The organism is Rhodococcus sp. D-6 (genome assembly GCF_040256695.1).
GTDB lineage: Bacteria > Actinomycetota > Actinomycetes > Mycobacteriales > Mycobacteriaceae > Rhodococcus > Rhodococcus pyridinivorans.
This window is the reverse complement of record NZ_CP132970.1, coordinates 3351001-3374273: the sequence shown is the minus strand read 5'-3', so window position 1 is coordinate 3374273 and position 23273 is coordinate 3351001. Positions and strand designations below refer to the sequence as shown.

At 70.2% G+C, this 23273-nt stretch carries 4 protein-coding genes; 2 read left to right on the top strand and 2 right to left on the bottom strand.

Annotation, left to right across the window (positions count from 1 at the left end; genetic code table 11):
• Positions 1-67: 67 nt before the first annotated feature.
• Positions 68-1849, bottom strand: a complete 1782-nt coding sequence (locus RBB84_RS15680) for a DUF4012 domain-containing protein (protein ID WP_064256514.1) — start codon at positions 1847-1849, stop codon at positions 68-70.
• A 239-nt stretch (positions 1850-2088) separates the two neighbouring features.
• Here RBB84_RS15680 and RBB84_RS15675 point away from each other — a divergent pair, with 239 nt between their 5' ends.
• The gene (locus RBB84_RS15675) at positions 2089-20895 is read left to right on the top strand and encodes an amino acid adenylation domain-containing protein (RefSeq protein ID WP_350246252.1); all 18807 of its coding nucleotides are present in this window, start codon (positions 2089-2091) and stop codon (positions 20893-20895) included.
• Positions 20895-22646 (top strand): polysaccharide biosynthesis tyrosine autokinase, encoded by a 1752-nt coding sequence (locus RBB84_RS15670; RefSeq protein ID WP_064256584.1) that lies wholly within the window; start codon positions 20895-20897, stop codon positions 22644-22646. Before RBB84_RS15675 ends, RBB84_RS15670 begins: the two co-directional genes overlap by 1 nt.
• On the opposite strand, the gene RBB84_RS15665 is transcribed toward RBB84_RS15670, so the two are convergent.
• On the bottom strand, positions 22617-23132 hold the full coding sequence (locus RBB84_RS15665) for a low molecular weight phosphatase family protein (protein ID WP_024101937.1): 516 nt from the start codon (positions 23130-23132) through the stop codon (positions 22617-22619). The genes RBB84_RS15670 and RBB84_RS15665 overlap by 30 nt on opposite strands.
• Between the last annotated feature and the right edge of the window lie 141 nt (positions 23133-23273).

Below are 23273 nucleotides of genomic sequence, written 5' to 3'. Positions count from 1 at the left end.
TCAGGGGCTTCCTCTGGAGAGGAGTGATGAGAATTGGGCGATGCCGGTCTCACCCAGATTCCATTTATCATTTGCATGCGGACAATTCGATATCCGGTGTTGGTGTGTCGATTAGCGGCTGCACCGGAACACGGGGGGCGCCCTTCGCTGCGGGTTCCGTTAGCTCGTAAATGATCTCAACGGTTTTTCCTTGCGGTATGGCAAGCTGTATGTTGAATAGCGGGTGGCCGCGTTCCTGGCTCGTGTACGCGAAGGTCGTTCTGCCGTCAACGGTAACTTTGCTCAACTTCGCGCCTTGGGTGGCGAGCAGCCCTACATCGGTGAGATTGGTGCCAATCGGCGCTCCAACCGGGTTGTCGAACATCCCTGCTACGTAGTTCGTGTAGTCGCCGGGCGGAAGTCCGTTAGTGAGCTGAACCGTCACAGTCGAGATGCGCGTTTCGTCGTCACATGATACTGCCTTGTACTCGATCTCCCGCTGGAGATAGTAGTCAAGCTTGTTACCGCCGAGATTGTTTATGACCACGTGGGCATAAGGAGCCGAATCATCAGGGACGACGTGGCCGAGAGGTGTTGTTCCAAGTACGTCTTGTTCCTCCGGAACGGAACTCCAGACCGCAAGTCGACCTTCACCCGCTGCGCGCCCCAGAGCCTCGAGCAATGCCCGCGGCTTGGAAATACTGCCGGTCAGCTTCTTCACCACGGTCTGCGCAACCGTTTCCAGATATGCCTTACGCGCCGCCTGGTCGTCGCCGAAAAGCGAGTAAGCGGTGGACTCGGTCAACTCCACCACATTCTCCGCGGTGATCTTTTCTCCACCCGGGAGCGTGACGTCACCGACCACCTCGAGGACATAGCTCAACGCCACCGGATCGGTCGCGATCGCACCGTCCACGCGCTGTCCTGTCTCCTGCTGCCACATCGACTGCCAAATCTGGCCCGCGTACGGGAAGTGCGGACTCACATTGCTGTTGCGGAAGTCCTGGGTGGGGCGGCTATGACCGTATGCGCGCTGAAAATCGGGGCCGAGGTCGATCGGGTCGTAGTCGAATCGGAATTCCCGATTGCTCGTGACGTCATCGACGGAGACTGCTCCGTCATTTGCTCGGATCACAGTGAAGCCGCCGAGCAGTCCACCGGTACCGCGTGCCTCTGCGTTCGTCTGGAAACCGACGAAATAGCTGCGCGGACCGTCTGCTCCGAGCATCGCCGGCGCGATCTGTGCTGCAAGCGAGGTGTTGTTCAACAGGCCGGACAACTCGGACACCTGCCCCTGCAGCTCGACCCGCGCGTCGTCGATCAATCCCAACCACGTGCTGTCGACATTCTGGGCTTGCTCGTCGAGGTCGCTGATCGCCGCGGAGGTCGTCTCGAGGACGGGCGCGGCATCGCGGAGAGCCGCAAGATTGATACGTGCACCGTCCAAAATCAACTGATCGGGAGACACGGCACTACCCGCGTCGACCGCGGGGAGGAGAACCTGCTCTGTGAGACCGCTCACAATGGTTGTCATCTGACGAGTGGAATCGAACGGACTCCCCAAGAATGGAACGGCGCCGGCAATACGCCACGGCACCGAGTCGACCGAACTCTGGGCGTCCTGGGCGTAACGATCGGCATCGCCCGCGGCGACGCGGGCCTTGTCGGTATCGCCTGCGAGCAGAGCGTCTTTCGCCTGCGTCGCGAAGTCCTGCGCCTTCTCCAGATTCGACTTCGCCTGCAAGCCTTCGTAACCCAGCCAGCCGATGAATCCGACGACAACGAGCGCGCCTACGCCGCAGCCGATCTGCACGCGCCGGCGCTTCCTGCGCTGAGCTGCGATCTCCTCGTCGGACAAGCGTCTGCGCACCTTACGTCGACGCGGTTCGGGCGAAACTGACTCACCGGTAACATCGTTCACGCCGCTTGTGCCCCCTTCGTGGTTTCCGCTCGAGACGATAACCCGATTTCGATCTGGCCGACCGTTCAAGTGGTGGGTAACCGTGACTGTAAGTAAACTTCTGCACGGTGATCGTGACCGTGGAGTTGGGAGGCTCCGTCCACGATCGCACGATAGGGGAGGATTCTGCACGTCCCCTGTCCTGAATTGTGTCGGGCGAGGGCGAGGGGAGCGTGGTGCATCTACTTCCGCTGTCCCCTAGTCAGCGGGGTCTCTGGTACGCGCAAGCACTCCATCCTGATGTGCCCTTCACGATCGCCCAGTACGTAGAACTTCGAGGCGAGCTCAATCACGACCTCGTTCGTAAGGCATGTGTGCAGGGTGCACGCGACGTGGAGTCCGGCTTCCTTTTCCTCGTCGAAAAGGAAGGGCTTCCAGAGCAGGTCGTCGATGTGGAGTTCGACGACGACGTCCCGTACGTGGATTTCCGTTCGTGCGACGACCCCGAAGCTGCGGCCCACCGGTGGATGAGCGAGCGGTTCTCGCGGCCCATCGATCCGCTGCGCGACCGATTGATCGCGACGGCGCTGCTCCATGTCGCCGACGGCCGGTACTTCCTGTCCAGCTATGTCCACCACATAGCTCTGGACGGGCACGGCGCGATGATCATGCTCAACCGCTCGGCCGAGCTCTACTCGGCGTGGATTGCGGGGGAGGAGACACCGCCCGTCACCTCGATGCCCGTCGAAAAGATCGTCGAGTTCGAGGTTGCATATACGGGGTCGAAACGTCAGACCGCCGATCGTGCCCACTGGCTCGAGCGGCTTTCCGACCTGCCCGAACCGATTTCGCTCGTCGATGGCGTCGCTCCGCCGAAGGTGCCGGCTCGCCATGCCGGTGCCGAGTTGCTGTCCGAGGTCGCCGACGCCGTGACGGCTCTGGCCCACGACGCGAATTCGACCGACGTCCCGATCGTCGTCGCCGCCTTCGCCGCGTTTCTGTCCCGCGCATGCGGCACCGACGATGTGGTGCTCACGCTTCCGGTCTCGGCCCGCACCACCGCGCCGTTGCGTCGCTCCGCCGGAGCCATCTCCAACGTCGTTCCGCTGCGGGTCCGCTTCGATCAGGCGGCGCCGGCCACCGATCTGATCCGCGACGTGCAGGTCGAACTCACCGGAGCCCTGCGTCATCAGCGCTACCGCTACGAAGACATGCTGGCCGACCTGCGCGAGATGGGCCGCGAGCACAGCGAGACCCGCAATGCGTTCGGTCCCGTCGTCAACCTGATGATGTTCCATCCGCAGATCGCGTTCGGCGACGTGATCGGTGATTACCACGTGCAGTCCACCGGACCGGTCGACGACCTGTCGGTCAACGTCTACCCGGGCGTCGCCGGCCGCACGATGCGCGTCGACTTCGAGGCCAACCCCAATCTCTACAGCGGCGAACACCTCTCGTCGCTGCACAGCCGTTTCCGCGGATTCCTGAAGGAGTTCGTGCAGAACGCGGGCGTCGCGGTGGGCGATCTCGCCCTCGCCGACCCGGCCGAACTCGACGGTCTGGCTCCCGCCCGCGGACGCACCGCGCCCGAGCCGGGACTGCTGCCCGACGTCCTCACCCGCCACGCCGCGAGCGACACCGTCGCCGTCGTGGACGGAAACGACAGCATCACCTACCGCGAACTCGACGCCCGCTCCGACGCGCTCGCTCATGCACTGGTCGCGGCGGGTGCCGGACCCGAAAAGCGCGTCGCGGTGCTGCTGCCTCGCTCGATCGATTCGGTGGTCGCACTGTGGGCCGTCGCCAAGACCGGTGCCGCCTACACCCCGCTCGACCCCGAACTTCCCGCCCGTCGCCTCGATCAGGTGCTGCGCGACGTGCGGATCGCCGTCGCCCACGACCACCCGGCGCTGCCCGAGCACGTCACCCGCATCGCGCCGCCTGCCGACGGTTCCGCTGAGACTTTCATCGCCGAGCATCGCCTGCGGCCGCTGCACGTCGACAACACGGTGTGGGTCATCCACACGTCCGGTTCCACCGGCACCCCGAAGGCCGTCGCGGTGGGCCACCGCGGTGTGTCGGCGCTCGTGTCGACGCTGCGCGATCGCTACCGCGCCGACGAGACGTCGCGCGTGCTGCACCTCGCGTCGCCGTCCTTCGACGCATCGCTGCAGGAACTGCTCCTGGCCTTCGACGCCGGCGCGACTCTGGTGATCTGCCCGCCCGACGCCGTCGGCGGACCGGCGCTGGCCACTCTGCTGCGCAGCGAAGGCGTCACCCACGCGATCACCGCACCGGCGATCCTCGCCGTCACCCCCGACGACGGCCTGCCCGACCTGCAGGTTCTCGACGCCGGGGGCGAAGCACTGCCGCAGGCCGTGGCCGATCGCTGGTCCACCGGCCGCACGATGCTCAATGCCTACGGGCCCACCGAGACCACGATTCTCGCGACCCTCAGCGACCCGCTGCAGCCCGGCGCGGGCGTGCCGATCGGCCGGCCGATCGACGGCACCACCGCCGTCGTCCTCGACTCCCGCCTGCATCCCGTGCCCGCCGGCGTGATCGGCGAGCTGTATCTCGGGGGACCGGGCGTCGCGCGCGGCTACCTCGGCGCGCCGGCCCTCACCGCCGAACGCTTCGTCGCCTCACCGTTCGGTGGGCGCATGTACCGCACGGGCGACCGCGCCCGCTGGACCACCGACGGCCACCTCGCATTCCTCGGCCGCGTGGACCAGCAGGTGAAGATCCGCGGTTATCGCATCGAACTCGGCGAGATCGAAGCCGCGCTCGTCTCCTTCGACGAGGTGCAGGCCGCGACCGTCACCGTCCACGGCGAGCACATCGCCGCCTACGTCGTGGGCGACGTCGACCCCGCCGATCTCACCGTCCGCCTCGCCGACGAACTGCCCACCTATCTGCGTCCGTCGTCGATCACCGTGCTCGAGGCGCTGCCGCTCACGCCGGGTGGCAAGGTCGACCGGCGTGCGCTGCCCGCACCCGAGCGTGCTGTGGCCGTCGGATCGCGGCCGCCCAACGGCCCGAGCGAGAAGATCGTCGCCGAGCTGTTCGCCGAGCTCACCGGCATCGACGACATCGGAGCCGACGACGACTTCTTCGCGCTCGGCGGTCACTCGCTCGGCGCCGCACAGCTCGCCGCCCGTCTCGGTGCCGCGCTGGGCCGCGACGTGCAGTTGCGCGACGTGTTCGCCCACCCGACCGTCGCCCGACTGGCGGCCGCTGCGGCGAAGCGACCCGAATCGGAATCGCGACCCGTCGCCACCCCCGACACCGGACCGTCGCCACTCGCTCCCGCGCAGCGCCGACTGTTCCTGCTCGCCCGGGCACACGGCGACCCTGCCGCCTACCACCTGCCCTTCGCGCTGCACCTCGACGGCGCCCTCGACCTGCCGGCGCTGCAGGCCGCGGTGGTGGACGTCCTCGACCGGCACGAAACCCTCCGCACACTGTTCCGCCTCGAGCTCGACGGCCCAGTGCAGGACGTACTGCCGCTCGAGCGTGCCGTCACCGGTCTCGCGCTCGAACCCGAAACGGCCGAGGGCGACGTCGAAGCGCTCATCACCGAGTGGGCAGCCGAACCGTTCGACCTCACCGCGCAGATCCCGTTCCGGATCCGCTTGCTGCGACTCGCCGACGACAAGCACGTGCTCGCCGTCGTCGCCCACCACATCGCACTCGACGGTGCGTCGTTCGTGCCGCTCACCGCCGACGTCGCCACCGCCTACCTCGCCCGCACCGCCGGGGAAGCGCCTGCGTGGACGCCGCTGCCGCTGCACTACCGGCACTACGCGCAGTGGCACCTCGACCGCCTCGGCGATCCGACAGCGCCCGACACCCGCGCCGGTCGCGAGATCGACTACTGGACACGCACACTCGACGGTCTCGCCGACGCGGCGCCGCTGCCCACCGACCGCCCCCGCAACGGCGGCTTCGGTCCCGCCGCGGCCGTGGACTTCACGGTGCCGGCCGAGCAGGTCGCGGCACTGCGGTCCGTTGCCGCCGCGCACGACGCCACCACCTTCATGGCCGTGCACGCCGCCGTCGCCGTGTGGCTGGCCGCCTGGACGTCCGGGCACGACATCGCCATCGGCACCGGAACGGCCGGTCGCGACCATCCCGACCTCGACGCGCTCGTCGGCATGTTCGTCGGCACCGTCACCCTGCGGACGAATGTCGACCCGGCGCAACCGTTCACGACGCTGCTCGCGCAGGCCCGCGACACCGACCTCGACGCCTTCGCGCACGCCACCGTGCCGTTCGACTACGTCGTCGACGCCCTCGGTTTCTCGCCCTTCCACGTGATGCTCGCCTACGACAACGTGGACGTGCCCGACCTCGAACTACCCGGCCTCACCGTGCGGCCGCAGGAGATCGCCTCGGCGCAGGCACGATTCGACCTCGAGATCTCGCTGCGCGAACTGCGCGACGGATCGCTCACCGGCCGCCTCGTCTACGACACGAAACTGTTCGACGACGACACCATTGCCCGCTGGGTGACCCGCCTGAGCGGAGTGCTCGAACAGGTTGCGCAGCATCCGTCGCTGCCCGTCGGCGATCTCGACCTCGGCACCCTCTCCGTCGAACCGGCCGAACCCGGGCCGGAAGCGACCTTCGCCGAGATCATCGACCGGTCGTCGGCCTGCGTGACCGAACCCGGGGGACAGGCCGTCGAGATCCGCACGGCGGCACGCCCGCTCGCGTGGACGCTGATCGAGCGGGGCATCGGGACGGAAGACCGGGTGGCCGTCGTGCTCTCGCGGTCGACGCGGTCGGTGCTCGCCGCCGCAGCCGTCGCGCTGAGCGGCGCGGCCTTCGTGCCCGTCGACCCCAACCAGCCCGCCGCACGCATCGCTCAGCTGCTCGGCGCATCCGGCGCGCGGTACGCGATCGTCGACGGCGACGTCGCGCTGCCCGCCGGGGTCGAGCCGATCACCTTCACCGTCGAGGGCGACACCCGCCCGATCACCGACGCCGATCGTGTGCGGCCGCTGCACGTCGACAACACCGCCTACGTCGTCTACACCTCGGGCTCCACCGGCCGGCCCAAGGGCGTGGTGGTCTCGCATCGCGGACTCGGCCCGCTCGCGCAGTCGTTCGTCGAGCGCTTCGACCTGCCCACCATCTCGGACACCGCAACCGACGCACGTGTGCTGCACTTCGCCACCCCCGCCTTCGACGGTGCGGTGCTCGAATACGTCCTGGCGCTCACCTCCGGCGGCACGCTGGTGGTCGCACCCGCCGACCTGTTTGGTGGCGACGAACTCGTGGAACTGCTTCGCACCGAGGGCATCACCCACTGGTTCTCGACGCCCTCGGTGCCCACACAGCTCGACCCCGCCGGACTCGACGCCCTGCGCACGATCGCGATCGGCGGCGAGGCGTGGCCGGTCGAGACCGCCGAACGCTGGGCACCCGGCCGCACCCTGCTCAACGTCTACGGACCCACTGAGACGACGGTGCTCGCCACGTCGAGCGAACCCTTCGCACCCGGCGACCGGCTCACCATCGGCACCGGCCTCGTCGGAGTCACCGCGGTGGTGCTGAGCGAACGCCTGCGGCCCGTGCCCGAGGGGGTGACCGGCGAGCTGTATCTCGGTGGACAGGGCGTCGCCCGCGGCTACCTCGACGCACCCGCGCTCACCGCCGACCGGTTCGTCGCCGACCCGTTCGGCACCGGACGTCTCTACCGCACAGGCGATCTCGTTCGCTGGACGGGACATGACGACGACCGCGCTCTCGAATTCGTCGGCCGCAGCGACCACCAGGTCAAGATCCGCGGTTTCCGCATCGAACTCGGCGAGATCGACGCGACCCTGCAGAACCACCCGGGTATCGGCACCGCCGTGACCGTGGTGCGCGGCGACACCCTCGCCACCTACGTGCACAGCCGCAACGGCCGCCTCGACCCGCACGAGATCCGCGAGTGGGCCGCCGAGCGTCTGCCGCGGCACATGGTGCCCGCGACCGTCACCGTGCTCGACGCGTTCCCACTCACCAGCACCGGCAAGATCGACCGCGCCGCACTGCCCGAGCCGGAGGTCACCGCGACCCGCACCGACGGATATCGCAGCGCCACCGAAGAACTCGTCGCCGGTGTCGTCGCCGACCTGCTCGACCTGCCGAGCGTCGCCGGATCCGACGACTTCTTCGCCGTCGGCGGCAACTCGCTGCTCGCGACCCAGCTCGCCGCGCGCCTGCGGGGAGTCGCGGGTCGCCGGGTGGGTGTGCGCGACATCTTCGAGCACCCCACCGTCGCCGAACTCGCGAACCTGCTCGCCGAGGAACCCACCGGCGAGCACCTGCCGCTCGTCCACATCGACGACGACAGCGACGCACCGCTCGCCCCCGCGCAGCAGCGCATGTGGCTGCTCAACCGGTTCGACGTGGCCGACGGCGTCGACGGTGGCGACCACATCGCCTTCGCGCTCGATCTCGACGCCGACACCGATCTCGACGCCGTGCGTGCGGCCGCCGCCACCGTGCTGTCTCGCCACGACTCGCTGCGCACGGTCTTCCCCGACAGTCCGTCCGGCCCGCGTCAGCACGTGCTGCCGTCGGTGACGCTCGACCTCGAGCCCGTCGACGCCGGCACCGACCTCGATGCGGAGCTGACCGACTTCGCTCGCGCGCGTTTCGATCTCACCGTCGACCCACCGATCCGCACCCGGCTGTATCGGACAAGCTCCGGCTACGTGCTCGCCGTGGTGATCGACCACATCGCCGCCGACGGCTTGTCGCTGCTGCCGCTCGGCCGCGACGCCGTCGCCGCTTACCGTTCCCACCGCGACGGGGAGACTCCGGAGCTGCCGGCACCGCCGGTCACCTACCGCGACTACGCGCGCTGGCACCGGGCCGCGCTCGGCGACGAGAACGACCCCGACAGCCTCGCGGCCCGACAACTCGCCTTCTGGAAGCAGACCCTCGACGATGCGCCGCCGCTGCTTGCGCTGCCCACCGACCGTCCCCGCACCGCGGCGACCACCGGTACCGCGGGTCGCGCGAGCTTCACGATCCCCGCCGAACTGCACGCCGCGATCGACAAGCTCGCCCGCGCCCACGACGTCACGCCGTTCATGGTGATGCACGCGGCCTTCGCGACGCTGCTGTCGGCGCTCGCCGCCACCGACGACGTCACCATCGGCACACCGGTCTCCGGACGCAGCGACGCCGCGGTCGACGACGTGGTGGGCATGTTCGTCGGCACCGTGCCGCTGCGGTTGCGGGTGCATCCGCGCCGCACCTTCGCCGACCTGCTCGCCGACACCCGTCGCGCCGACCTCGACGCCTTCGCCCACGCCGACGTGCCGTTCGATCGCATCGTCGACGCGGTGGGCGCCGGCACCGACGCGCACCACCCGTTGTTCCAGGTCATCCTGGCGTACGAGTCGTTCTCGCTCGACGAGTTCACGCTGCCCGGCAGCTCCACGACGATCCGCGAGATCCCGGTGGGCACGGCCCGCGTCGACCTCGAACTGACCGTGCGCGAACGCCGTTCCGAGACCGGTGTGCCCGCCGGTTTGGAAACGGTCCTCACGTACGCGGACGAACTTTTTGATTCGCACACGATTGTGCAGTGGCAGTCGTGGTTCGTGCGTATCCTCGATGCCGTTACCGCCGACCCGGCTGTGTCGGTCGGCGGTATCGAGTTGGGCGACGCCGACCTCACCCCCGTCGGCGTCGCCCAACAACTTTCGGCAGAGTCGCTGCCCGAGCTGGTCGCGCAACGCGTGGCCGACGATCCGGCGGCCGTCGCCGTGGTGGGGGACGGGTACTCCCTCAGCTACGGCGCGCTGTGGTCGCGCTCGGGCGCGCTCGCCAAACTCATCCGCGAACGCGGCGTCACCACCGAGGACGTCGTCGCCGTCGCGCTGCCGCGCACCCCCGAGCTCGTCGTCGCGATCCTCGCCGTCTCCCGCGCCGGCGGCATCTACCTGCCCGTCGACGTCACGCATCCCGCGACGCGCCTGCAGGCCCTGTTCGACGACGCGCAGCCCTCGCTGGTCGTCACCGACAGCGACTTCACCGACGTCCGCGTGCCGACGCTGCGACTCGACGACCCGGAGGTGGCCGGCCGCCTCGACGACGGGGCCCTGTTCGACTTCCCGCTCGTCGCGGATCTCGGCGCCTACATCGTCTACACCTCCGGCTCCACCGGAACCCCCAAGGGCGTGCAGGTCACGCACCGCAACGTGCTGTCGCTGCTCGCCGCGACCGTCGACGAATTCAGGCTGCGGGCCGACGACGTGTGGACGATGTTCCACTCGCCGGCCTTCGACTTCTCCGTGTGGGAGATGTGGGCACCGCTCGCCACCGGCGCTTCTGTGGTGGTGATCGACCACCTCACCGTGCGCGACCCGGCCGCCTTCGTGGACGTGCTCACCAGCAACCGGGTGACGGTGCTCAACCAGACCCCCACGGCCTTCTACCAGCTCGCCGCCACCGATCACGCGCCGCTCGAAGACCTGCGGCTGGTGATCTTCGGCGGCGAAGCCCTCGACCCGGAGCGCGTGCGCCCGTGGGCCGCAAGCCATCCGCATGTGCGGACGATCAACATGTTCGGCATCACCGAAACCACCGTGCACGTCACCTTCGGTGACGCCACCGCGACCGGCATCGGTGCGCCGCTGACCGGTCTCGCCGTGGATGTGCTCGACTCGTCGCTGCGACCCGCACTGCCCGGCGCGATCGGCGAACTGTACGTGCGCGGAGACCAACTCGCGCGCGGCTACCGCGGACGCCCCGGCCAGACCGCGACCCGCTTCGTCGCTGCTCCCGGTGGCACCCGCCGCTACCGCACCGGCGACCTCGGCCGCCGCGACACCAGCGGTGCCCTGCACTATCTCGGTCGCGCCGACCAGCAGATCGAACTGCGCGGCTACCGCATCGAACCCGGCGAGATCGAAGCCGCCCTGTTGCGCAGCGAAGGCGTGCGCCAGGCCGTCGTGCTGCTGCGCGACGACCGCCTCGTCGCCTATCTCGTCGGAGGCGACGCCATCGACGCCCTGCGCGACCTGCGACGCAGCCTGCCCGACTACCTCGTCCCGTCGGCCGCTGTGGTTCTCGACGCACTGCCGCTCACCGCCAACGGCAAACTCGACCGCGCCGCGCTGCCCACCCCCGACGTCACGGCCGGTGGGGGTGCGGCACCGCACGGACCGGTCGAGGAACTCGTCGCGGACGTGTGTGCCGAACTGCTCGGCATCACTGCCGGCACCCTCGGCGCCGACGACGACTTCTTCCACCTCGGCGGCAACTCGCTGCTCGCCACGCGCCTGGCCGGTCGCCTGTCGGACGTACTGGACACCGATGTCACCGTGAGAGACATCTTCGAGAACCGGACCATTACAGCCCTAACTTCACACATAACCAGTGGAAGCGATAAGCCCTCTCGCCGTGCGCGTCTCGTCGCCGACCCCGACGCACCCGCTCCGCTGTCGGCGGCGCAGCAACGCCTGTGGTTCATCAACCGCTTCGACCCGGCCTCCCCGAGCTACAACCTGCCCTTCGCGGTGCGGCTCGACGGGAACCTCGACCTCGACGCGCTCGCCGCCGCCGTGACCGACGTGCTCGAACGGCACCGCACACTGCGCACCGTCTACCCGGCCGCCGACGAGTACACCGTGCTGCCCGTCGCGCGCCCCGACCTCGACCCGGTGGCCGTGCCGGAGGACGCCCTCGACGAGTTCGTCCGCGACTACGCCACCACCGGCTTCGACCTCACCGTCGAACCCCCGGCCCGCATGCGGCTGTACCGGACGGCACCGGATCGGCACGTGCTGCTCGTCGTCCTGCACCACATCGCAGCCGACGGCTGGTCGCTGACGCCGCTGCTGCGCGACATCGCCGTCGCCTACGACGCCCGCCTCACCGGCGCGAGCCCCGAGCTGCCGGCGCTGCCCGTCCAGTACACCGACTACGCGCGGTGGCAGCGCAGCGTCGCCGACGAACAGATCCCGTACTGGCTGGGCGAACTCGCCGACCTGCCCGACGAGGTGACCCTGCCCGGCGACCGGCCGCGCCCCGCGCAACCCACCGGACACGGTGCCGCCCACACCGTCTCGCTCGACGTCGACCTCGTCCGCGGACTGCACACGCTGGCCCGTGAGGGTCGCGCGACGGTGTTCATGGTGCTGCACGCCGCACTCGCGGCGTTGCTCGCGCGGCACGGTGCCGGTCGCGACATCCCCATCGGCACCGCCGTCTCCGGTCGCGGCGACCCGCAGCTCGACGACGTCGTCGGCATGTTCGCCGGCACCCTCGTGCTGCGCACCGACGTCGACCCCGACGCCACCTTCACCGAGCTGCTCACGCAGGTGCACCGCCGCGACCTCGCCGCCTACGGCAACCCGGACGCACCGTTCGAGACGCTCGTCGAGAAGCTGCAGCCCGCCCGCAGCGAAGCACGGCACCCGCTGTTCCAGATCGCGCTGTCGCAGGCACGACCCGTTGCCTCCACCTTCGCGCTGCCCGGCCTGAACGTCACCGCCGCGCCTGTCGACACCGAAACGGTCAACGTCGACGTGCAGGTCACCGTCACCGAGCAGCAGGACGGCATCGACCTCGAATTCTTCTACAGCACAGACCTGTACGACGCCGACACCGTCGCCGCCTACGCCGACCGCCTGCGCACGATCCTGAGCGCCGCCGTCGCCGATCCGGGCGTGCGGGTCGGGGAGATCGACCTGCACGGCGACGCCGGCCTGCCCACCGTCGGTGCTGTGCCGGGTGCATCGCGGTCGCTGCGGCAGTGGCTCGCGCAGGGCGCGGCCGCCGGTGGCGAGGAACTCGCGATCGTCGACGGCGACCGCGAACTGTCGTATCCCGAACTGCTCTACTACTCCGACGCTCTCGCCGCGCGCCTCCAGCTCGCCGGGGTGCGTCCGGGCGATCCGGTGGCGTGCGCCTACCCGCGTTCGCTCGAATCGGTGCTCGCCGTGTGGGGCATCATCGGCGCCGGCGCCGCACCGATGCTCGTCGACCCCACCGCCCCCACCACGCGTCTGGGCGAGATGCTCGCCGACGTGCACGTGGGAGTCGGTGAAGCGCCGACACTTCCGGCGACCGTGCGGTGGCTCGAGGTGACCTCCGACGACGAGGAACCGCTCGCCGACGTCGTCGACCCCGCACCCGACGCACCCGCCTACTTCGTCTTCACCTCCGGCACCACCGGACACCCCAAGGCCGTCACCGTCACCCAGCGCGCCGCGAGCGCGTTCGCCGAGGACATCGGCGAATATCTCGCCGCCTTCCCGGGCGATCGCGTCCTGCACGTCGCGGCACCGTCGTTCGACGCCGCGATGCTCGAGATGCTCACCGCCGGCATCTCCGGCGCGACGCTCGTGGTGGCCGACGCCGACAGCTACGGCGGCGCTGCCCTCGGCGACCTGCTCGACAGTGCCGCGATCACCCACGCGGTGATGACGCCGTCGACGCTCGCGACCGTGCCGGTGCGCGACCTGCCGGCCCTGCGCACGCTCGTGCTCGGCGGTGACCGGCTCACTCGCGAGATCGTCGACCGCTGGGGAGACGGGCGCACCCTCGTCAACAGCTACGGCCCGGCCGAGGCCACGATGTTCGTCACCAACTCGCAGCCCCTGCGACCCGGCGACGACATCGTCATCGGCACCCCGGTCCGCGGCGTCACCGTCGAGGTCCTCGACGAGCGACTGCGTCCCGTGCCCGCCGGCGTGGTCGGGGAACTCTACGTCTCGGGACCGCGACTCGCGTCCGGCTACCGCGACGCCGCCGCGCGCACCGCGGCGCGGTTCGTCGCCGGACCCGACGGCCGCCGCTACCGCACCGGCGACCTCGTGCGCTGGACCCGCGCCGGTGCCCTCGAATTCGTCGGCCGCAGCGACAACCAGATCAAGCTGCGCGGCGTGCGCATCGAACCCGGCGAGATCGACACCGCGCTCACCGCTCTCGACGGTGTCGACCGAGCCGTGACCCTCGTGCGCAGCGGCCGCCTCATCTCCTACGTCACCGGTGAGAACCTCGACGGCGATAACCTGGACGACGCAGACCTGCGAGCCCAGCTGCGCACCCTCCTGCCCGCGCACCTCGTGCCCACCGCGATCGTGCCGCTCGCCGCGATCCCGCTCACCTCCCACGGCAAGGTCGACGCCGCCGCACTGCCCGAACCTGCCGCCGGGGAAGGCAGCGAACCCCGCACGGAGACCGAAGCCCTCGTCGCCCGCATCATCGGCGACGTCCTCGGCGACGGCACCGCCGTGGGACGCACCGACGACTTCTTCGCCGTCGGCGGCAACTCGCTGCTCGCCACCGTCCTCGTCGGCCGCCTGCGCGACGAGACCGGCACCGACGTGCCGCTGCGTACAGTCTTCGCGAACCCCACCGTCGACGCGCTCGCCGCCGCCCTCGACGCCGGTGGTTTCGACACCGACGCCGGACCCGTCGCGGTGTCGCCGCGACCGGAACGGATTCCGCTCAGCCGCGCCCAGCGTCGTCTGTGGGGATTGAGTTCGCTTGCCCCCGATGCCTACCGGCTGCGCAGCGTGGTCAACCTGAGCGGACCGCTCGACCTCGGTGCCCTGCAGGCCGCGCTCGGCGACGTCGCGCTGCGCCACGAGATCCTGCGCACCGACTACATCGTCGACGGCGACGGCGTGTACCAGCAGGTCCACGAGGCGCCGCGCAGCGACCGGTGGCGCGTGCGACTCGAACGCACCGGCCCCGACCAGCACGTGCTGCACCTCGACGTCGACCATTCGATCGCCGACGGCACGTCGCTGCGGCCGTTGCTGCGCGACCTCACCATCGCGTATCTCGCCCGCGTGAACGGTGCGACACCGCAGTGGGAACCGCTGCCGCTGCAGTACGCCGATTACGCCCTGTGGGAAGCCGAACGTGGCATCCCCGAGCACGATCTGGAGCACTGGCGACGCGCCCTCGACGGACTGACCGTCACCGAACTGCCCGCCGACGCCACCGGAATCGACACCGGTGCGCGCAGCGTCGGCTTCACCGTGCCCGCCGAGGTACGCGACGCGCTCGCCGACCTCGCCCGCGCACACGGCGCCACCGAGTTCATGGTGCTGCACGCCGCGCTGTCGGTGCTGCTCGCGCGACTCGGCGGCAGCGACGACATCGCCGTCGCCGCTGTTGTGGGCGGACGTCGCTGGGCGCAGCTCGAAGAGCTCGTCGGACCGTTCCTCGACACCCTCGTGCTGCGCGCCCGCGTGGCTCCGGACATGTCGTTCGCTGGGCTGCTCGGCCAGGTCCGCGATTTCGATGTCGCCGCCTTCGACCACGTCGCCGTGCCCTACGAGCAGTTGCTGTCGGAGCGGCAGAGCGGCGCACCGCAGGTCGCGTTGGCGTTGCAGGACTTCGGCTTCGACCCGATCAGCCTGGGAGAGCTCACCGTCGAGGCCCGCGAAGTCCTCGACGACACAACGAAGTTCGATCTGCAGTTCACGCTGGCCCCACGTCCCGACGGTTACACCGGCACGCTCGTGTTCGACGCCTCCCGCTTCGCCGGCCGCACCGCCGAACTGCTCGTCACCCGGTTCGTCGCGCTGCTCGGCAGCCTGGCGAGCGCACCCGACAGGGCCATCGGTGAAGTGGTCGTCGATGCCCCGGCCGCCGCCCTCGACAGCGGCGAACCGGCCCCGGCACGCACCCTCGCCGAGATGCTGCGCGCCACCGCCGCCGCCCATCCCGACCGGGAAGCCCTGCGCGGCGACGGCGAATCGCTCACCTACCGCGAACTCGACGCACAGTCCGACGCCCTCGCCGACGAACTGCGGGCCGACGGCGCGCGGGACGGGAAGATCGTGCGCATCGACGCACCGCGCAGCGTCGACTACATCCGCACCCTGTGGGCCATCACCAAGACCGGTGCGGCCTTCACACATTCGCGGCAGGCAGGGGAGACGTGCCTGCCCGGAACCGCCTACGTCGTGTCCACCTCCGGCTCCACCGGCACCCCGAAGCGGGTCGCGGTGACGCACCGCGGACTCGCCCCGCTCGCCGCCGAAGCGGCCGAGCGCTACCGGGTCGAGCCCGGAGACCGCGTGCTGCACGGCTATTCACCCGAGTTCGACGCCGCGCTGCTCGAACTGCTGCTCGCCCACACCACCGGCGCGACGCTCGTCGTCGCACCCCCGGACGTCTACGCCGGTCAGGACCTGCACCGCTACCTCACCGAACAGCGCATCACCCACTACCTGTCGACCCCCACGGTGCTCGGCACCCTCGACCCCGAGGGACTGCCCGACCTGAAGGTCGTCGCCTCCGGAGGCGAATCGCTGTCGCCGTCGCTCGCGGCGCGCTGGGCCGACGGCCGCGTGATGCTCGACGCCTACGGACCGACCGAGGCCACGATCGTCGCGACCCTCGTCGACATCGAACCCGGCACCCGCCCGAGCATCGGCAAGCCCGTGCCCGGCACCGTCGCCCACGTGCTCGACGCGCGCCTGCGTCCCGTGCCCGCCGGAGCCGTCGGCGAGCTGTACCTCGCCGGTGAAGGCCTCGCCGCCGGATATCTCGACGACCCCGCCCGCACCGCCGAACGCTTCGTCGCCGCCCCCGGTGGTGCCCGCATGTACCGGACCGGCGACCGCGTCCACCGCCGCGTCGACGACACCCTCGGCTATCTCGGCCGCACCGACCGCCAGCTCAAGGTGCGCGGCGTGCGCATCGAACCCGGCGAACTCGAAGCCACGCTGCTCGCCCAGCCCGGTATCCGGCAGGCAGCGGTGGTCGCGGTGAGCGGCACGCTCGTCGCGTTCGCGGCCGGACCGGACCTGTCGGCCGACGACATCACCGCGCGACTCGCGCTCGTCGTGCCGCCGCACCGCATGCCGACCCGCGTGCACGCGCTCGACCAGCTGCCCCTCACGTCCAACGGCAAGCTCGACGTCGCCGCCCTCGAACTGCACGACGCCGCCGCACTCGACGACGACGCCGCCCTCGACCGGCCGCTCACCGATGCCGAGGATCTCGTCGTGACCGTCGCCGAGGACGTGCTCGGTGCTCGCCCGGCCGCGCACCGGGGGTTCTTCACCGCCGGCGGCGATTCGCTGTCGGCCGTCGTGTTCGCCGCGCGACTCAGCGAGGCGTTCGGCACCGACGTGCCGGTGCGCGAAGTGCTCGCCGCCGCCACCCTCGCCGCGCTCGCTGCCCGCATCGAATCCGGCGACGACCAGCGTGTCGCGCTGCGGCACTACGACGATGACACCCCGGCACCGATCGCACCCGCGCAGCGCCGCCTCGGCATCGTCGCGCGGGCCGAGACCGGCACCGCCGGCTATGTCGTGCCGGTCGTGCTGACGCTGAGCGGCGACCTCGACGTCGACGCCCTCACCGCCGCGGTGGGTGATGTCGTCGACCGCCACCGCGTGCTGCGCACCGCCTTCACCGACGACGTGCAGGTACCCGTCGACCCGCCGGTGCTCGAACACTCCGCGCCGGTGGACGTCGCCGCGGCCGTGACCGCCACGATCACCACGCCCTTCGACATCACGACGCAGGCCCCGATGCGGATCCGGTTGTTCGACGTCGAACCCGGCCGCTGGGTGCTCGCTGCCGCCGTGCACCACATCGCGTTCGACGGCGCGTCCGTCGGTCCGCTGCTCACCGATCTCGCCGTCGGCTACGCCGCGCGTCGCGGGGCAGAAGCGCCGGTCTTCGAGTCGCTGCCCGTCACCTACGGCGACTACGCGCGCTGGCAGCACGAACTGCTCGGCGACGCCACCGACCCGAGTTCGCTCGCCGCGCGCCAACTCGACTATTGGACAACCACACTCGCCGGCCTGCCCGACAGCCCGCTTCCGCTGCCCGCCGACCGGCCGCGTCCCGCGCACCCGACCCACCGTGGCGCGCAGATCGTCTCGACCCTCGACACCGAGACCCACCGACGCCTCCGGGACGTCGCGCGCAGCCACGACGTCACCGTGTTCATGCTCGTCCACGCGGTGCTCGCCGCGATGCTCGCGCGTCGCAGCGGACGCACCGACATCGCCGTGGGCACGGCGATCGCGGGTCGCACGGATGCCCGCCTCGACCGGCTCGTCGGCATGTTCGTCGGCACCGTCGTGCTGCGCACCGCCGTCGACCCGTCGCGTCCGTTCACCGACCTGCTGCGCGACGTGCGGGCCACCGATCTCGGTGCGCTCGCGCACGCCGACGTGCCGTTCGACGAGGTCGTCGCCCGTCTCGCGCCGCGCCGCGACCCGTCGTACAGCCCGCTCTTCCAGGTGCTGCTCACGCACCGCGTCGAGGCCGGCGAGGTGCTGCCGCAACTGCCGGATGTGCAGATCGCCGAGACCGACGCCGGGGAACCGGCCGCGCAGTTCGACGTGGTCGTCGAACTCGTCGAGCGCGAGGCCGGACTCGACCTGCGCCTGGTCTATGCGACGGATCTGTTCGACGACACCACCGGCGACGCGATGCTCACCGACCTCGTCGCGATGCTCGCCGCCGCCCTCGCCGAACCCGACCGTGCCGTCGGCGATCTCGCCGTGCCGGTGCCCGCACCGCTGTCGGCTCCCGCCGTCGCACAGCGCACCCTGCCCGAGATCTTCGCGACCGCCGTCGAGCAGCATCGCGGACGCATCGCGGTGCGCTCCGGCACCGTCGCCTGGACGTACGGCGGACTCGACGCCCGCGCCGACGAGATCGCCTCCGTGCTCGCCTCCCACGGCGTGCGACGCGGCGACCTCGTCGCGATCGCCGTGCCGCGCAGCGAGTACTGGCCGCTCGCCGTATGGGCGATCACGAAACTCGGTGCGGCATGGGTGTCCGTCGACCTCACCCAGCCCGACGCGCGCAGCGCCGCGATCCTCACCGACTCCGGTGCCCGCATCGGCCTGACCGTCGGCTACCGCGAACTCGGCCACGTGACGTGGCTCGACCTCACCGCCGACCGCAGCATCGACTTCGACGCCGTCGAACCCCCGCGTCCCGCAGTCACATCCGACGACCTCGCCTACACGATCTACACGTCCGGCACCACGGGCACACCGAAGGGCGTCGACGTCACCCACCGTGGGCTCGCGGCGCTGCTCGACGTGCAGACCGCCCTGCTCGACCTCGGCCCGGAATCGCGCGTGCTGCAGGTCGCCTCGCACACCTTCGACGCCGCGGTCTTCGAACTGCTCTCCGCCCACGCGCACGGCGGCGCCCTCGTGATCGCCCCCGACCACACCTTCGCCGGGGAACCCCTGCAGGAGCTGATCGTCGACGAGCGCGTCACGCACCTCAACCTCACGCCCACCGTGCTCGGCACCCTCGACCCCGAGGCATTCGAGCCGACGACGATCGTCGCCGCGGGTGAGACCCTGCCCGGTGCACTGGTGGGCCGCTGGTCGCGGCACCGGATCGTCAACGGCTACGGACCCACCGAATTCACCGTCGCCGTCTCGTATTCCGCGCCGCTCACCGGCGACGAGAAGCCGAGCATCGGTGCGCCTGTCGCGGGAGCAACCGCCTACGTGCTCGACTCGCGTCTGCACCCCGTGCCGCGCGGTACCGTCGGCGAGCTCTACGTGACCGGTGACAGCACCGCCCGCGGTTACCGCTACGAATCCGGTCTCACCGCAACACGATTCGTCGCGAATCCGTTCGGCCACGGCGGGTCGCGGCTGTACCGCACGGGCGACCTGGTTCGGATCCTGCCGAACGGGGTACTGGATCACGTGGCCCGCATCGACGACCAGGTGAAGATCCACGGCATCCGCATCGAACCCGCCGAGGTCGACGCCGCGCTGCTGAACCGTCCGGGAGTCGCGGCGGCCGTGACCGTTCCGCATCCCGGACGTGACGGCGACACCGTGCTCGTCTCCTATATTCAGCCCGAGACCGGCACCGCACCCGACACGGCAGCGTTGGGTCGCGCGCTCGTCGCCGACCTGCCGCGTCACCTGCGGCCGGTGAGCATCACCGTCGTCGACGCACTGCCGCTGATGGCATCCGGCAAGGTCGACCGCGCGGCGCTGCCCGCCCACGACACCGCCGTCGACGAACCATATGTGGCGCCGCAGGGACACATCGCGCAGACCGTCGCCGCGGTGTTCGCCCGCCACCTCGACCGGCCGATCGACGAGATCTCCGCTGACCGAAGCTTTTTCGACCTCGGTGGCAGTTCCATCGCGGCCGTCACCGTCGCCGGTGAACTGCGCGACGAGCTCGGCGCCGACGTTCCCGTCGAGTGGCTGTTCACCAGCCCGGATCTCGCGTCGCTCGCCGGTCGCATCGACCACGGCCGCAGTAATGACGAACGCGACCCGCTCGGCAGCCTCGTCGAGATCGCCGGTCGCGGTGACGAGAAGCCGCCGTTGTTCTGCGTGCACCCCATCAGCGGACTCGCATGGATGTACGCCGGTTTCGCGCAGCATCTCGACGGCCGTACCCTCTACGGTCTCCAGGCAACGGGCTTCGACGACATTCCGGACAGCATCGGCGAACTCGCCGCGCGGTATGTGGCCGAAATCCGTAAGGTGAGGGCCGATGGTCCCTACCACCTGCTGGGCTGGTCGGTGGGCGGCACCATCGCACACGAGATGGCCGTGCAGCTCCGCGAGCACGGAGAGCAGGTCGGTGCGGTAGTGCTGCTCGACACGCTCACGCCCGAGACTGTGCCTGCCGAGCCCCACCCGACGGCAGAGAACGTACCCGACATCGCCGGGCTGCCCGAAGAACTCGTCGCCGAGATCCGGCGCCGCACCGACGCCGCCGCGCAGGCCGTCGAAGACGCGGTGCGCCGACACACCCTCAGCGAATACGACGGCGACATCGACCTGGTGGTCGCCGAACCCGATCTCGACCGGCACCCAGATATCGCCGCCACCTGGCAGCGATATGTGCGCGGTCTCGTCGTCGAACATCCGGTGCCGTTCACGCACTCGGAACTGGCCGATCCGGACGCGGTGCGTGCGATCGGCCCGGTGCTCGACAGCGTGCTCGAGCGCCACGACGACCCCCACACCGCGCCCGCCGGGTGCGCACGCAGTGTTACCGCAACGAGGGAGACGCCCTGATGGAAGTACATGATTACCTGCGAATTCTGCAGGCGAGGTGGAAGATCGTCGCCGTCACGACGGTGGTGGCGGTTCTCGCCGCCCTCGGCGCCTCCCTGCTGACCACGCCGCAGTACGAAGCCAAGACACGCCTGTTCGTGTCGACCTCGTCGGGCGCATCGGTGCAGGAGATCTACCAGGGCAACCTGTTCTCGCAGCAGCGAGTCACCTCCTACACCGAACTGCTCGAGGGCACCACCCTCGCGCAGCGCACCCTCGACAAGCTCGGACTGGACGATCTGTCGGCCGTCGATCTCGCCGGCAAGGTGACCGCCTCGTCGACCCCCGACACGGTGCTCATCGACACCGCCGTCACCGACGAGTCGCCCGAGCGTGCCCGCGACCTCGCCAACGCACTGTCGGACGAGTTCGTCGTCATGGCACGCGAGCTGGAGACCCCCGAGGACGGCGGCCCGCCGACCGCCCGCGTGGTGGTCGAGCAGTACGCGGCTACGCCGTCGGCGCCGGTGACGCCGAAGACCACACGGAACGTCGCGCTGGGTCTGGCCGTCGGTCTGCTGCTCGGCATCGCCCTCGCCGTGCTGCGCGATCGCCTCGACAACACCATCAAGGACCGCAACGCCGTCGAGGAGCTCGCCGGCACCGGTGTGGTGGGTGTGATCCCGCTCGACAAGGCCCGGCAGGAGGAGCCGGCGATCGTGTTCGCGGAAGCCAACAGCGGCGACGCCGAGGCCTACCGCGAGATGCGGACCAACCTGCAGTTCCTCGAGGTCGACAACCCGCCGCGCGCGATCGTTATCACCAGTTCCCTGCCCGGCGAGGGCAAGACCACCACGGCCGTCAACCTGGCCCTGGTGCTCGCCGAGGCCGGCCACTCCGTGGTGCTCGTCGAAGCCGACCTGCGCCGCCCGCGTGTGACCAAGTACCTCGGCACGCTCGGCGACGCCGGCCTGTCGAACGTGCTCGCACACACGGCTGCACTCGAGGACGTGCTCCAGCCGACGCGCTTCGACGGCATGTGGGTGCTCGCGGCCGGCGGTCTGCCGCCCAACCCGTCCGAGCTGCTCGGTTCCGCGCATGCGCGGGAGGTCGTCGAGGACCTGCGGTCGCGCTTCGACTACGTCATCATCGACGCGCCGCCGCTGCTGCCCGTCACCGACGCGGCGATCCTCACGAACATCGCCGACGGTGCGCTGCTCATCGCGCGTTACGGCAAGACCACCCGCGAGCAGTTCGCGCGGGCCGTCGGCAACCTGCGGGCGGTCAACGCGCCCGTGCTGGGCACGATCCTGGCGCTGACCCCGACCAAGGGACGCGGCACGGCCTACGAATACCGCTACTACTACAGCTCCGACAAGGACGGTGCTGCTCCGGCAGCCGCCCAGACGAGCACGCCGGCGACGCAGCGTGTCGGAGCGCCGGCACCGACCGCACCGGCCGCCCAGCCGGCTGCGCAGGCTCAGACGACCGCGTCGGCACCCGTCGAGGGACCGGCCCGGCCGCAGAACGGTCAGCATCATGTCGAGCCGCCGGCCACGCAGGCCCACCCGGCGCCGAGCAACGACGCCTACCACTACCGCGCTGCGGAGCAGTTCCCGCCGGCGCCGCAGCCGGCATCGGAGCGATACGGCAGCGAGCCCTACCAGGCGCCGCAGGCGTACTCCGCCGCCGAGCCGCTGTCGCGACCCGTGGTGCACGCACCGCGACGCCCGGTGAACGACTCAGGCTCGGAGAGCGGCGAGGAGAGGTAGCAACAGATCGGCGATCTCGGATCCGACCGTGACGAACGTCTCCTCGTCACGGCCGATCGGGTCGACGATGTCCTCCGGCCCGGGTGCAGACATCTGCGCCCGGGCCGTCGTCAGTTCTGCGATGGTCCGCGCACCGGTGGCGTTCTGCAGCCGGGCGGCCTCGCGCAGCGTGAACGTCACCCGCATCCTGCGCGGTGCGAGCTGGATGACCTTGGCGCGGTGCCGCTCGCTCATCGTGATGATCATGTCGGAGTCCTCCGCGATCGGCGGGGTGATCCGACGCGCAGCGAATCCGTCCGGATCGCCTCCGAGCTGCTGCAACACGAGTGCCGCGGTGGGTTCCATGCCGTAACCGACCATCGCCCGGGTGCCGGCGCTGTGCGCCGAAAGGTCCTCGCGACCGGCCTCGGCCGCGTATGCGGTGGTCAACCTCTCTGCGGTGGGTGATCGGCAGATGTTTCCGGTACACACATAGAGAATCCGCATTCGGCGATCCTATGGGAGACGCTATCCAGGCGCTCAGGAGCCATCTCCGGGGTGCTCGGTCCCGGCGTACGTCATACGAACGGCCCTCGTGACCCGCCGGTAACGTTCTGTACCATCGTCGGTGATTTCGGGCGCCGGGGG